The organism is Paenibacillus sp. J31P13, assembly GCF_056269295.1.
Genome location: NZ_JBWDNR010000005.1, coordinates 446,950 through 460,431, shown reverse-complemented (window position 1 = coordinate 460,431; position 13,482 = coordinate 446,950). Strand labels below are relative to the sequence as shown.

Annotated in this window: 11 protein-coding genes; 1 reads left to right on the top strand and 10 read right to left on the bottom strand. The window is 45.6% G+C overall.

The annotated features are described in order from the left end of the window. The first annotated feature begins 38 nt into the window (after positions 1–38). On the top strand, positions 39–1,202 hold the full coding sequence (locus AC0YOD_RS19345) for an AI-2E family transporter (protein WP_475800961.1): 1,164 nt from the start codon (positions 39–41) through the stop codon (positions 1,200–1,202). A gap of 63 nt (positions 1,203–1,265) precedes the next feature. Here AC0YOD_RS19345 and AC0YOD_RS19340 read toward each other — a convergent pair whose 3' ends face one another. From AC0YOD_RS19340 to alaS, 10 genes are all read right to left on the bottom strand, one after another. Next, positions 1,266–3,320, bottom strand: coding sequence for a peptidoglycan D,D-transpeptidase FtsI family protein (locus AC0YOD_RS19340; RefSeq protein ID WP_475800960.1), 2,055 nt, complete (start codon positions 3,318–3,320; stop codon positions 1,266–1,268). Between the two features lie 176 nt (positions 3,321–3,496). After that, entirely contained in the window at positions 3,497–5,701 is a 2,205-nt protein-coding gene (locus AC0YOD_RS19335) for a methyl-accepting chemotaxis protein (protein ID WP_475800959.1), read from the bottom strand. A 185-nt stretch (positions 5,702–5,886) separates the two neighbouring features. Further along, the gene (locus AC0YOD_RS19330) at positions 5,887–7,149 is read right to left on the bottom strand and encodes a peptidase U32 family protein (RefSeq protein ID WP_475800958.1); all 1,263 of its coding nucleotides are present in this window, start codon (positions 7,147–7,149) and stop codon (positions 5,887–5,889) included. 22 nt (positions 7,150–7,171) lie between these two features. Next, entirely contained in the window at positions 7,172–8,104 is a 933-nt protein-coding gene (locus tag AC0YOD_RS19325; RefSeq protein ID WP_475800957.1) for a peptidase U32 family protein, read from the bottom strand. 41 nt (positions 8,105–8,145) lie between these two features. Next, positions 8,146–9,249 carry an endolytic transglycosylase MltG gene (mltG, locus tag AC0YOD_RS19320; protein WP_475800956.1) on the bottom strand — a complete coding sequence of 368 codons (1,104 nt, stop codon included), beginning with the start codon at positions 9,247–9,249 and terminating at the stop codon, positions 8,146–8,148. 177 nt (positions 9,250–9,426) lie between these two features. Continuing rightward, positions 9,427–9,738, bottom strand: coding sequence for a DUF1292 domain-containing protein (locus AC0YOD_RS19315; protein WP_475800955.1), 312 nt, complete (start codon positions 9,736–9,738; stop codon positions 9,427–9,429). Then, the gene (locus AC0YOD_RS19310; RefSeq protein WP_475800954.1) at positions 9,738–10,034 is read right to left on the bottom strand and encodes a DUF1292 domain-containing protein; all 297 of its coding nucleotides are present in this window, start codon (positions 10,032–10,034) and stop codon (positions 9,738–9,740) included. Before AC0YOD_RS19310 ends, AC0YOD_RS19315 begins: the two co-directional genes overlap by 1 nt. Before the next feature lie 8 nt (positions 10,035–10,042). Then, complete coding sequence (gene ruvX, locus AC0YOD_RS19305) at positions 10,043–10,459, bottom strand: Holliday junction resolvase RuvX (protein WP_475800953.1); 417 nt, start codon at positions 10,457–10,459, stop codon at positions 10,043–10,045. Positions 10,460–10,485: 26 nt separating this feature from the next. Continuing rightward, positions 10,486–10,746, bottom strand: a complete 261-nt coding sequence (locus AC0YOD_RS19300) for an IreB family regulatory phosphoprotein (protein WP_053377682.1) — start codon at positions 10,744–10,746, stop codon at positions 10,486–10,488. 38 nt (positions 10,747–10,784) lie between these two features. Further along, on the bottom strand, positions 10,785–13,418 hold the full coding sequence (alaS, locus tag AC0YOD_RS19295) for an alanine--tRNA ligase (RefSeq protein ID WP_475800952.1): 2,634 nt from the start codon (positions 13,416–13,418) through the stop codon (positions 10,785–10,787). Positions 13,419–13,482: the final 64 nt, after the last annotated feature.

Genomic DNA, 13,482 nt, shown 5'->3' with positions numbered 1-13,482 from the left:
TTATGGAAATATGATTATGGAAATAGAAGGAGTATGACATGCTGCCATTTTACAAAAAATATTGGAGAACCGCATTCGACATCGCGCTAATTGCACTCACTGTATACTTAATTATGTTTGCTTTCAGCTATGTGTACCGAATTGCAACCCCCATATTCTTTTCATTCGTCATTTTTTTATGTATCGAGCCATTGGCAAGACGATTGAATAAATGGGGAATAAAAAAATCAATTGCTTCCGGCATATCAGTTCTTCTATTTACACTGCTTATTCTTGCTGCATTTTCGGGAGCGGCTTACCTTCTTACAAAACAAGGAAAAGAACTAATAACCAACTTCCCAGTCTACCAAGATATGCTTGCGATACAAATTGCGAACATTACGGAACAGTTTCAGCAGCGCTTTGACTCTGTCCCTTCTGACTTAGAGCTGGTCGAACGCGCTCAGGATCTTATCCAAGGAGCTGGAGCCACCATTCAAGTCTTTGCGAAATCGGTGCTGATGAACCTAGTAGGCTATGTCTCCTCTTTCTCCACGTTCGTCATCAATTTTGCAATCGGAATTATACTAGCTTATTTCTTAAGTATTGAAATTACGACATGGAAACAAACAGCCGAGGACAAAACACCAAGAACATTTAAAACGGCGTTCTTTTTCCTTCGCAATAATGTTTTTAAAGGTATAGCTATTTACATAAAGGCTCAAGCTAAAATGATCAGTATTACGTTTGTCGTAATATTAATCGCTCTATTGCTGCTTCGGGTAGAAAATGCTTTTGTCATAGCAGTCGTGTCAGCTATATTCGATATTTTGCCGTTGCTGGGCGTAGGAACTGTGTTTATCCCTTGGATCATTTATTTGATTATTGTTGGAAAAATATCACTCGCGATCTGGCTGTCCGCATTGTTCCTAGTCGTCGTGCTCACACGTCAAATTCTCGAGCCGAAAATAACAGGTGATTCCTTAGGCGTATCCGCCTTCACCATGCTGGCTTTTATGATTATCTCATTATCGCTGTTCGGTATTGCCGGCGTAATCTTATCGCCAATCCTTATCATCCTGATTAAAGCGTTGTATGACCAAGGCTACTTCCATCGCTGGATTCATGCTCCGCTAGGCGAGTTCGATACGCCAGTTAGTAGTCCGCCGGCGAGTACTCCTGCCGGGGGTACTGTTCATCCAGACAGCAGCAAGGTGGATTAAAAAAGCAGACCATCTAAAGCAAAATAGTCCCATAAGGTACTCATGTACCTTATGGGACTATTTTTATTTGGATTTCCCTGCGGCGATATCCATAACGCCGCGAAAGAGCTTGGTCGCCTGATTCGCACTTCCAGGCGGCTGATTTTCGACGAGTACCGCAATAGCATAGCGAGGCTGCTTCACCGGGCCGTAGCCGGCAAACCACTGGTGGTTGCGGGCGATTCCGGCCCGCATCGTTTCGGCCGTGCCGGATTTCCCGGCAACCGGCCACAGCCCTTGGCGGATCGATCGACCAGTACCATGGTCGACGACCGCCTCCATGCCGCGCAGCAGCGCATGCGCAGTGGCCGGCTTGATCCGGCCACTGCTGACTTGCGCGCGCTGCGCGGGCAGCTTCGCCATCCGCTGGCCGTTGGCATAGCGGATTTCACTGACCAGGCGCGGCTCCATCACGCGCCCATTGTTCAGCAGCGTTACAATGAGATTTGCCGCCTGAAGCGGCGACATCCTGACATCACGCTGCCCAATTCCGCTCTGCGCGAGCACGCCGCCATCCACGGCTGCAAGGGCAGCCGCTCGCTCGCGCTGCTCCCGCAGGAGCGCTTCCTTGCCTCGCTGCTTCGCGCTCACTCCTTGCTCCGCACCGCCTCCTGCTCCTTCCCCAGTCTGCGCTTCCTTCCCTCGTTGCTTCCCGCTCACTCTTTGCTCCGCACCGCCTCCTGCTGTTCCTCCTGCCTGCACTTCCTTCCCTCGCTGCTTCGCGCTCTGTCCGTGCTCTGCACCCTCTTCAGCTGCTTTTACAGATGCGAATACTCTCCCTGCCTCTTCTTCCTCCAGCAGCCTTAGAGGGGCTGTAAACGGACCGAAGGCACTCTCGCGATGCCAGCCGATCCTTTGTCCTATACCAAGTGCTTCCGCCGTCCGTTGGAGCTGTGAAGCCTTTAGCCGCTCTGCAATCGTTGCAAACACGATATTGCATGATTGAGCCAGCCCCTCCTGCAAGGTCAACAGACCATGCCCTCCTTCCTTCCAGCAGGACAAGCCATATTTGCCATACTCGCCATCGCAAAAAAAAGTTTCGCGCCGATCCGCGACGCCCGCTTCCAATGCTGCTGCTTCGGTAACAAGCTTGAACACCGAGCCGGGAGCGACCGCCTTCAAAGCATGATTAGCCCATTCTGTACCGTCAGCAGATTGAAATTGTCCAATCTTCAGCTTCGGGCGAGAGACCATCGCGACAATATCCGCATTTTTGGCATCGAGCACAACAATCGCGCCTTCTTTCATCCCCATTCGATCCGCATAAGCCTCTATTTCATTTTGCAGCTCTAAATCCATAGTCGTCATAGTCTGCAAGGGATAGTACTTATTGCTAGGCTGTGTAATTCGCATATCCAGACCATGCAGGGGAGCATTCTGCCCATCAATAAAATAGGACACTGAAGTTGCGCCCACCCCATGCATCAGCTTATCCAGCGACTTCTCAAGTCCGGAGCCGCCTACTTGTTCTGTTAGCTTGCGTTTCCCGCTAGCGAGCTCTTTGGCATGCTGAGCTTGCAGCCACTCAGGATGCTGGCTTGTAAAGCCAATGATATGCTTCGCTTCAAACTGCTCCAGATAACGATTTCGGTAAGGAAGCACACGGATGCCGTTAAGCTTCAGCCCTTCAACGGCCTCCTTTTGCTCCGTTGTTAATCGCATGGGCAGTGCATTCCCTTCCAGCGTCCAAAAAATGGGCTCTCTCACCTTATCCCATGTCTGTAGAAGCATCTCCTTCGTGACACCAAGCAGCTTGCTAAGCTTAGTCAACGCTTGATCATCACCGCGTACATCCGCTCGAACAGGAAAAAAAGCAAGCGCTGAATAGGTTTCGCCCGTAATAGGAAGACCAAAGCGGTCATAGAAATCACCTCTGCCTGTATCTAGAACTAAATTACGCTGTCGCTGGATGACCGACAATCTTTGCCAGCTTCCACGTCCAGCGCCGCTGGAATAGATAGAAGTCGTCGTGCTGTTTGGCATGAGCTGGAGCCATGCTAATCGTAATATGTAAACCGCCATGACCACGCTGATAACCACAGCAGCTATCCCTATTCGTCTATACATACCGCTCTTCATAATAGTAATCCCCTTTTATCACGCCAAACCATTCTCTATTTATGACTCATCTGATCCATCTCAACCTTTCATTACCCATTATCTCCATCCTTGCCTCTCCATCAAACATCAGTATGCCACTCAAAAAAAAGAGCCCCTCAGCAATGATCCGCTGAGGAGCCCTATTTGAAAACAAATTAATTAATTTTAAATTTAGAAAGAGAATCTTGCAGCTCTCGAGATACCGTATCCAGCTTATCAGAAAGGACAACCATATTGTCACTGATGCTAAGCTGTTCAGAGCTTAGCGATGCCACTTCCTCAGATGTAGCGGATGATTCCTCTGCTACCGCGCTCACATTCGTCATCGCAGCTGCCAGCATCGATTGTGACTCATCAAGCTGACCGATTGAATCCGTAACCATATCAAGCTTCTCAACAAATTGTCCCATTTGGCCTTGTACGGTTAAGAAAATTTGATTCGCTTCTTTAACCGAACCAATTTGCTCTTGGAATAGCGGATAGGCGTCTGATAATACGAGTACGGTCTCATCAATTTCGCCTCTAATTTTTTCCGTGATTTGTCCAACCACATCAATCGACTGACGAGATTGATCGGCTAGCTTCCGAATTTCATCCGCTACGACCATAAAGCCCTTGCCGGCTGCGCCTGCACGTGCAGCCTCAATCGTCGCATTCAGTGATAAAATATTCGTTTGCTTCGTCAAACTATTGAGAACCTCTAATATTTTAACGATAGAGACTGTGCTTTCTTTTAGCTTATCAACCTTCTCTACCATGGAACGAGTCATCTCTTCTGTCATGCCTGTTTTCTGAATAAGGACGCCCATATAAGCGGTTCCTTGCTCACTTGCCTTCTCAACCTCGGTTGCTGAATGTACCATCAGCCCATTGGCTTCGATTACTTTTTGCATTTGAACATCGATATTCGAGGTCAAGTCTGTACCTTTCTCTGCCTCAACTGCGAGGCTTGTTGCTCCGCCTGCAATTTCTTCTGTAGCTACTGCAATCTCACGTGCGGACAGTGCTGTTTTCTTCGAAGCATCACTTAGATGCGATGCTGTGAGAAGCACGTCCTCAGCAGATCTTGTCGTTTGAAGCGCCAGCTCCTTAATTTGAGTCATCATGAGATTGAAGCTTTCGCTGAGCTCTCCGATTTCATCTGACCGCTTCCGCATCGTAGAACGAACCATCAGATTCCCGCTTGCTCCCTCATTCATCAAATTCCGCAGCTTCACCAAAGGCTGAGCAATTCTTAGAATTACTAATACCCCTATTGCAATTGCGATTAAAGCAGCAACAAACACCGTAATCCACGTCATGTTTTGAATCGATTTGGCGTCTCTCACAAGCTCTTGGACAGGCATTGTGCCTACCAGCTTCCAGTCTACTGTTTCAAAGGTTTTGTAGACGGCAAGAACCGACTGCCCTTTTTCATTTTTAGCTTTAGTAGATCCTTTCAAAGCTTTCTCGCCCTCAGTTGGAAGTGCAACCGTAATGGGCTGTCCAACTAATTCAGCATCCCCATTCGTAACATAATTGCCTTTTTCATCAATAATTGATAATTCACTGCCTTCGCCTAGCACAACATCCTGATAGCGGCTTTTTAAGCTTTCTAGATTAATTTCCAATAACATGACATAGGAAGCATTGCTAGTCGTGCTATCTTTAATAAGTCTGCTTATCGCTATCGTTGGCGTTGCCGCCGAACCTGCATAACCTTCTGGCGACGGTCTGAGCCAGCTTGTTTTACCGCTCTTCTCAACTACATCCTTATACCAGTCTGAAGCCATTAGCTTCTCTGCATTGGTTGCATTGGATAGTCCCGCCGTTACAACATCGAGCTTAGGGTCAACTGGCAATAAGATAACTCCCGTAATTGCATTGTTTCCCATAACAAAGGTTTGCATTTTATCACTTAGTTTACGTGTTGTCTCAAATTTAGAGAAGTCATCTACACTATCGAGTCTTTCTCTAACAATCTCATGGAAGCTTTTATCAATGATCATTTGAAGCGAAAGATCTTCATACGTTTGAAAAATGATATCTAGGTTATTTGAGACCTGAACGACCGTTTGATAGCTTGATTCCGATACTTTGCTTTCTATGATGGCTTTAGACTTTGAATATGCCATTAGTCCTACAGTCAAAACACATGCAATAATACTGCAAAAAATGATGAGAAATAGAACTAGTCCTACCGACTTGAATGGATTCGATATTCTTCTATCCGCTATGCTTCCAGCTGCTTGCTTGATCGCGTCCATCTTTGATTGCGCTTTCAAAATCGTGTTAGATTGTTCCCCTTTTATATCTCTCAGCCCCTTCTGATCCTTTTGCTGCTCTGGCATCTTTGTTTTTTTATTCTTTTCTTTGCTCATTAGAAGAGACACCGCCTTTACTTTTGTAAATCTAATATGGTTTATTAATAGCTAGCGAAATATGAGGAATTATGTATTCACATTCTATACTTTTATATCGGCATACCATTGTCAATTTGTAATAATAAATAAAAAAAAGAGTCTTATTTTTCTCAGAAAAATAAGACTCTTGCCCCATTACCTTTTTACTTCTTACCTATTTTTTTGCGCATCATGTCCATCGGTTTAACCGGTTTAAGGGTCCGAAGTCGGATATGCTGCAACGGATGACGCGCTGCATCAAGTGTCTGCCCCTCTACATCGGTCATTTCCGTTACGGTCTGTTTAAAGAACGTCCCTTGCGGTCCTACGAATTCAACCTCTTGCCCCAACTTGAAGTGATTGCGCTGCTGAATAACAGCAAAGCCTGATTTCGCATCATATTCTAGCACGATACCTGCAAAATCATAAGGAGCCGCCTTTTCCTCAGGCTCATAGATATGATCCTCAACGCCAGGCGTGTCCAGGAAGAACCCTGTGTTCAATGGGCGATTTGCAGCTTTATTGATCTCATCGACCCATTCACGCTTCAGTTCAAAATGCTCTGGATCAGCAAAATAGGCATCAATGGCTTGTCTGTACACATTAACAACAGTTGCCACATAATGAATGCTCTTCATTCTGCCTTCAATTTTGAAGCTGTCTACCCCAACCTCAATCAGCTCAGGCATATATTCGATCATACATAAGTCCTTGGAGCCCATCGTAAACTTATCTTCCTCTTCCGGATACATAGGAGAATCATCAGCAAACAGATCATACTTCCACCGACAGGACTGACAGCAGCCGCCGCGATTGGAATCTCTATCGGTAAAATGATTAGAAAGAACACAACGGCCAGAGAAGGAAGAACACATCGCGCCATGAATGAACGCCTCAATTTCGATATCAACATGCTTCTTGATCTCTGCGATATCTTTAAAGCTAGTTTCACGGCCTAGTACGACACGCGGCAAGCCCTCTTCCTTCCAGAATTGTACGGCCTGCCAGTTCAGCGTTGATTGCTGCGTACTCAAATGCACCTCTAGCTTTGGCGCAACACGCTGAGCTGTCTCAATAATTGCAGGGTCTGCCGCAATAATCGCCGCTATTCCAGCATTCTCTAATTGACGTAAATATTCTTCAATGCCTTCAATATCCTCATTATGCGCATAAATATTCGTCGCAACGAACACTTTAGCACCATAACGTTTCGCGAATTCTACGCCTTCCTTCATTTCCTCAAAGCTAAAGTTATCTGCATTTGAACGCAAGCCATATTTTTGGCCGCCAATATATACTGCATCCGCACCGTAATGAACCGCAAACTTCAGCTTCTCTAAATTTCCTGCAGGAGCTAGCAGCTCAGGTCTTTCAAGCCGATTTCTTTTTCCTTGGTAGCGCGGAGTCGTCTTCTCTGTCGTTGTCATTCTTTATTAAACCTCCTACTTCTCAATACACTTGCTCTTTGTAAAAGAAACCATAACTTAGCTCACGGCTGGGATCCTGCACAGCTTGAATCGCCTCTAACCATTCCTCTTGAAAGACATAACCCTGCGGATCTTTCGTATATTCATCAATCGCCTGACGATAAGCACGGATAACGATTTCGTTATATTCAATAGATTTCATAATACCTTCTACCTTCAAGCTGCTAATACCAACTTCCATCAGCTCATGCAGATTCTCTATCATACATAAATCATCAGAGCTCATCATATGCGTTCCGTTTGCATCCTCATAAATCGGATACCGCTCGTCCTGACGCTCTGCTTCCATTACATAGAGACCACGATCTTTATCCTTGTCCGACAAACGCTCAGTCTCTGATTGATGCTCTAAATAGTTCTCTACTAGCGAGCGCTTGGAGTGATAAATATTGGTCATTCCATGAACCTGTACTTGCAGCTCAAGCTCGGTTCCTGACGTTGTTTCAACTACCTGCTCCATATTAAGCTCGCGAGCGAGCACGTATCTTGTCGCCCCTCTGCGTCCCCAATAGTTTGCCGTTGCATAGTTAGTAGATGTCATTTCAGCGTTCCAGTGCAAGCTCATCCCTGGCGCATATGTTCTTGCTGTCATGAGAACGGCAGGATCACCGAATACGATGGCATCGACACCCGCTTCAGTAATAGCCGTTATATAGGAACCTAACGTTTCTACCGTATCATTATCCATCAAATTATTAAGAGAGACATAGATACGAACACCCTTTGGCTTCGCAATCTTCACTGCTTCGGCTATCATATCCACATTGAACTCTCCAGCTAAACGCATGCCATAACGTGCTTCACCGATGACAAAAGCATCTGCGCCTGCAGCAATAAGTCTCTGAAGCTCCTCTAATGAAGCGGCAGTTGCTAACAATTCCGGCTTGTACGCCATTTCAAATCCCCCTTTAACAACAGCTAGCTAAGCCAAGAAGCTTAACCAGCTGTCTCGTTGCTTTTTTCTATATTTCGTAGATGCTCTTTATAGGTTTTTGCAAACAAATGCGTTTGGCTGCCATCTTTTTTGGTCACATAAAAGAAATATTCCGATTTCTCCGGATACAGAGCTGCTTGAATGGAATCTAGACTTGGACTCGCAATCGGTCCAGGCGGCAATCCCTTAATCTTGTATGTGTTATAAGGAGAATCTATCAATAGATCCTTTTCATACAATCTTTCCTTCGGTTTATCTAAAGAGTACTGCACGGTTGCATCAATTTGAAGCGGCATGCCATCGGCAATTCGGTTATAAATAACACCTGCAACGAGCGCCCTCTCCTCATCAACAACCACCTCTCGCTCAACAAGAGATGCGATGGTCAGCAATTCATGCAAGGATAATCCTTTTTCTTCAAGCACATCTTGCCAGCCCTCAGGCAGTGTAGCTAGCTTCAGGTCAAGCTCCGCGAGCATACGCTTAATAATGCTCTCTTCTGTGCTTCCCTTTTTCATCTCATATGTTTCAGGGAACAAGTAGCCCTCTAGTCGTTGGTGCAAGTTATCCACCTCAGGAATAGAGAGAACAGACTCGACATCGCCCCATTTTTTTTGAGTCGTTGCAAGCGCCATAAACTTTGCTTTATCAATCAGTTTATCAGCAGCAAGCTTGTCCGCAATTTGCAGCAACGTAAAACCTTCCGGTATCGTGAAGCGAATCGTCTCGGCTGCCACCGTTTCTCCGGCGTTTAGCTTAGCGATAATCGCGTCGTTGTCCATGCCAGGGTTAAGCTCGTACACTCCCGCTTGAAATCGAGCGCCTTGATCATTGAATTTCATATAATATTTAAAAATAAATGCATTTTTAATAATGCCTTGATCTTCTAGTAAATCTGCAATTTTATTAGCAGACGTCCCCGAAGGGATCTCAATCTTCTGAACTTCGCCTGCGGCTGTCGGCTTTAAGCTGCTCCATATATACAAAGCTACGCTTCCTGCTCCTACAATCATAATGCCAAGTAAGCTTAAAATAACCCATAGCGTAATGCGGCTTCGCTTCGGACCGTGGTCGCGATGCTCTGGCTGCTGAAATGAATGATCCAATCTTAGACCTCCTCTTTATGATGTATACTTTCGATTTAAGCAAGCGAAAATGCTGAGACCATCCTTTGGCGGCTCAGCTTATGTTTTACATAAAAAAATATAAATCCCAACCTGCATGCACCATAATTTGAACAAAAGGGCGACTAGCAGCCGCCCTTTTGTCTATTCTTTAGACGCTTACGGTTGTTCATTGTCCGCAAACAATAAATCATCGTATGCTTCTGAAGCTGCTTCCCATTCTTCATCATCTTCGATCGTTTCAAGTTGAGGCTCGCCGTCCGCTTGTGTAACACGGAACAATTCAACCTCATCCTCTCCACGCATAGAATCAGATTGAAGTGCTGCATAAATACGATCTCCTAGCTGGAATTCAGCTTTGATGTCATACACTTCAACGCTGCCGTCTTCCGCTTCTAGCTCTACCTCATTGCCGAACGCTTTTTTCAAGCTGTCCAGCGTTTTTGGCGCTTGTTGATCATTGCCTGACATTAGTCTTGTTCCTCCATCTCGCCGAGCAACGTATTAAACGTTTCTTCGACCATGTTCCACTCTTCTTCATCTTCAATGGTGTATAGCTTAAGGTCGTCGCCCTCTTCTTCATAACGGAAAGCATATACTTCATCTTCCTCGTCATTTTCGCTGTGCAAAGGAACAACCATCATATATTTCTGATCGGAACCGTCTACTTCGAATTTCATAATAACTTCGAATTCTTCCTCATTGCCTTCTTCATCGGGAATATAGATAATTTCCGGCTCTTCGTATTCCAAGTTTTCGTTTGTCATTTTAACCCTCACCTTTTCGTTTTAGAATCGAGATAGTTTTGCAAAATCAGCGTTGCCGCCATTTTGTCTATTACAAGCTTTCGCTTCTTCCGGCTGACGTCCGCTTCAATCAGCGTCCGTTCGGCAGCAACTGTCGTCAGCCTTTCATCCCAAAGGTGAACAGGTATGTTTAGTTTCTGCTTTATTTCTTCTGCAAATACTTTTGAAATCTCGCCTCGCGGACCGACAGTACCGTTCATGTTTTTTGGCAGACCAATAACAATTTCACTGACTTCATGTTCTTTCACGAGTTCAGCTATGCGGTCCATTTCCCCGCCATCGCGTCTGCGGTCAATGACTTCGGTGCCTTGTGCGGTCCAGCGAAACGCATCGCTGACGGCTACACCAATCCTGCGATCGCCGTAATCCAGTCCCATTACTCTCATGTCTTGTCCGGCTCCTGCCTACTGTATTATTGTTTCTTGTGGTTTAAATAAAACCGGACAAGCTCTTCAATCAATTCGTCTCTTTCCTTCTTGCGAATTAGACTTCTGGCGTTGTTATGCCGCGGGATATACGCGGGATCTCCGGACAGCAAATATCCAACGATCTGGTTAATCGGATTATACTCTTTCTCTAGAAGTGCTTCATGCACTGACAGCAAAATGTCCTGAGAAGATTCAACCCCCTCCGCCTTCACGTTAAATTTCATAGTATTGTCCATGGAACTCATCGCCAGCACCTCACTTTCTAAACCGCTATTCCTTCTTATCATACCACAGTTGTTTGTTCCAAAACTAGTTTTTCCGCAAGTTTCAGCGCTTCATCTAACTTGGACGTATCTTTACCGCCGGCTTGTGCCATGTCAGGTCTTCCGCCGCCGCTTCCGCCGCAATGTACAGCAGCTTCTTTCACGATTTTTCCAGCATGGAAGCCTTTCTTAACCAAATCAGGCGAAACGGCTGCTGCTAGGTTAACTTTGCCGTCTGCAACAGCACCAAGCACGATTACACTAGTTTCAAGCTTCAGCTTAAGCTCATCCACGATACCGCGGAGCGCATCCATCGAAGGAGCATTCACGTTTGCGCATAAGATCGTTACGCCATTTACCGTTTTCGCATTTTCTTCTAGGGAGCCTGCTTCAATATGGCTAAGCTTCGCTTGCAAGGATTCATTTTCACGTGTAAGTTCTTTGGTTTGACCAAATAATGCTTCAATTCGTTTCGGCACGTCAGCTGTATTCGATTTTAGCAATGCAGCCGATTGTTTAAGAAGATCAAGCTGGCCTTCTAAATACTGATACGCATGTTTGCCTGTAACAGCTTCAATTCTTCGCACGCCAGAGCCGATTCCACTCTCGCTCAGAAGCTTAAACAGTCCGATTTGCGAAGTATTGCCAACATGACAGCCTCCGCACAGCTCTAAGCTGTAGCTGCCAACCTGTACGACGCGAACCTCATCGCCATATTTTTCGCCGAAGAGTGCCATAGCACCCATAGCTTTTGCCTCATTAAGTGATTTCGTATCAATCACTACTGGAATACCGAGCCAAATTTGCTCATTTACACGGCGCTCGATTTCTACAAGCTCTTCTGCTGTAATGCTGCCGAAGTGAGAGAAGTCAAACCGCAGACGTTCTCCTTCAACAAGAGAGCCAGCTTGATTAACGTGATCGCCAAGCACCTCTTTTAATGCTTTATGAAGCAAATGCGTAGCCGTGTGGTTTTTGATGACATCATCGCGAACCGATCTTGCTACTGTTGCTTTCACAGTCTGTCCTGTACGTACTGTTCCTTCCGTTACGGTAACATGATGTACACTTTGACCATGCGGTGCTTTCGTAACATCCTCTACCTGCAAGGTGAAACCATTTCCTGCGATGATTCCGCGATCGCCAATTTGTCCGCCGCTCTCTGCATAGAACGGTGTACGATCAAGAATAACAAGCGCTTTGCTGCCAATTCCAGCAGATTCCACTGACAATTCATCATGAACAATAGCAATGATTTGCGATTCTGTTTCCAGTTCATTATAGCCAATAAATTGGCTTTTAACCGTAAAATCACCCAGTGGACCGCCTTGAACCTTCATGCTTCCTGTATCTTGACGAGCTGAACGAGCCCGATCACGCTGCGCTTCCATAGCAGCATCAAAGCCTGCACGATCAACAGTCATTCCGTTCTCAGAGGCAAAATCCTCCGTTAAATCGAATGGGAAGCCATACGTATCATACAAGCGGAATGCGTCATCGCCGTTGATCTCTTTGTTTCCTGCCTTGCCCGCTGCTGCGACAAGATCTGACAGCATTGCTAGACCATCAGAAAGCGTCTCATGGAAACGTTCTTCCTCCGTACGGATAACACGCTCAATAAACTGGCGTTTCTCTACTACCTCTGGGTAGTATACGCCCATTACTTCACCAACCACAGAAGTCAGCTCATGCAAGAAAGGACGATCTATACCGATTGTTTTTCCGTAACGAACCGCACGGCGAAGCAAACGGCGAATAATGTAGCCGCGGCCTTCATTAGACGGCATAACGCCATCGCCAACAGCAAATGCAACGGTACGAATATGGTCAGCAATAACTTTTAACGCCACGTCATATTCTGCATTCGTTTTGTAGCTTACCTTTGCAATTTGACAAGTACGCTCAATAATAGGCATAAACAGATCCGTATCGAAGTTTGAATCAACATCCTGCAAAATCGATGTAAAACGCTCAAGTCCAGCGCCTGTATCAATATTTTTGTTAGGAAGCGGCGTGTAGCTGCCATCTTTGTTATGGTTGAATTCCGAGAATACGATATTCCATACTTCTAGGAAACGTTCGTTCTCTCCGCCCGGCCAGCACTCAGGATCAGACAAGTCGCCGTATTTATCACCGCGGTCATAAAAAATTTCTGTACAAGGACCGCATGGACCCTCGCCGATATCCCAGAAGTTTTCTTCCAGCTTGTAAATACGCTCTGCAGGAAGACCGATTTTTTTATTCCAGTAGTTAAAAGCTTCTTCATCCTCAGGATATACCGTAACCGACAAGCGTTCTGGATCAAAGCCGATCCACTTCGAATCAGTTAGGAACTCCCAGCCCCATGTAATAGCATCCTCTTTAAAATAATCCCCGATTGAGAAATTGCCCAGCATCTCAAAGAACGTATGATGTCTGCGTGTTTTACCGACATTCTCAATATCATTTGTACGGATGCATTTTTGAGAATTCGTAATACGCGGGTTTTCAGGAACGACACGACCATCGAAATATGGTTTCAATGGCGCCATACCTGCATTGATCCAAAGCAATGACGGATCATTATGAGGTACAAGCGATGCGCTTGGTTCAATTTTATGGCCTTTGCTTTCAAAAAAAGCAAGCCATTTTGCACGAATTTCACTAGCTTTCATTATTAGGAGCCCCCTTTAGCTTATAAAACACAAAAAACGCCCCTGTCATAGACAGGGACGAATA

Bases quoted from the DNA above. Each gene is read 5' to 3' on its own strand.
- ruvX (WP_475800953.1), bottom strand. From the start codon at position 10,459: ATGAGAGTAATGGGACTGGATTACGGCGATCGCAGGATTGGTGTAGCC.
- AC0YOD_RS19345 (WP_475800961.1), top strand. From the start codon at position 39: ATGCTGCCATTTTACAAAAAATATTGGAGAACCGCATTCGACATCGCG.
- AC0YOD_RS19330 (WP_475800958.1), bottom strand. From the start codon at position 7,149: ATGACAACGACAGAGAAGACGACTCCGCGCTACCAAGGAAAAAGAAAT.
- AC0YOD_RS19315 (WP_475800955.1), bottom strand. From the start codon at position 9,738: ATGTCAGGCAATGATCAACAAGCGCCAAAAACGCTGGACAGCTTGAAA.
- AC0YOD_RS19310 (WP_475800954.1), bottom strand. From the start codon at position 10,034: ATGACAAACGAAAACTTGGAATACGAAGAGCCGGAAATTATCTATATT.
- AC0YOD_RS19340 (WP_475800960.1), bottom strand. From the start codon at position 3,320: ATGAAGAGCGGTATGTATAGACGAATAGGGATAGCTGCTGTGGTTATC.
- AC0YOD_RS19335 (WP_475800959.1), bottom strand. From the start codon at position 5,701: ATGAGCAAAGAAAAGAATAAAAAAACAAAGATGCCAGAGCAGCAAAAG.
- AC0YOD_RS19325 (WP_475800957.1), bottom strand. From the start codon at position 8,104: ATGGCGTACAAGCCGGAATTGTTAGCAACTGCCGCTTCATTAGAGGAG.
- alaS (WP_475800952.1), bottom strand. From the start codon at position 13,418: ATGAAAGCTAGTGAAATTCGTGCAAAATGGCTTGCTTTTTTTGAAAGC.
- AC0YOD_RS19300 (WP_053377682.1), bottom strand. From the start codon at position 10,746: ATGAGTTCCATGGACAATACTATGAAATTTAACGTGAAGGCGGAGGGG.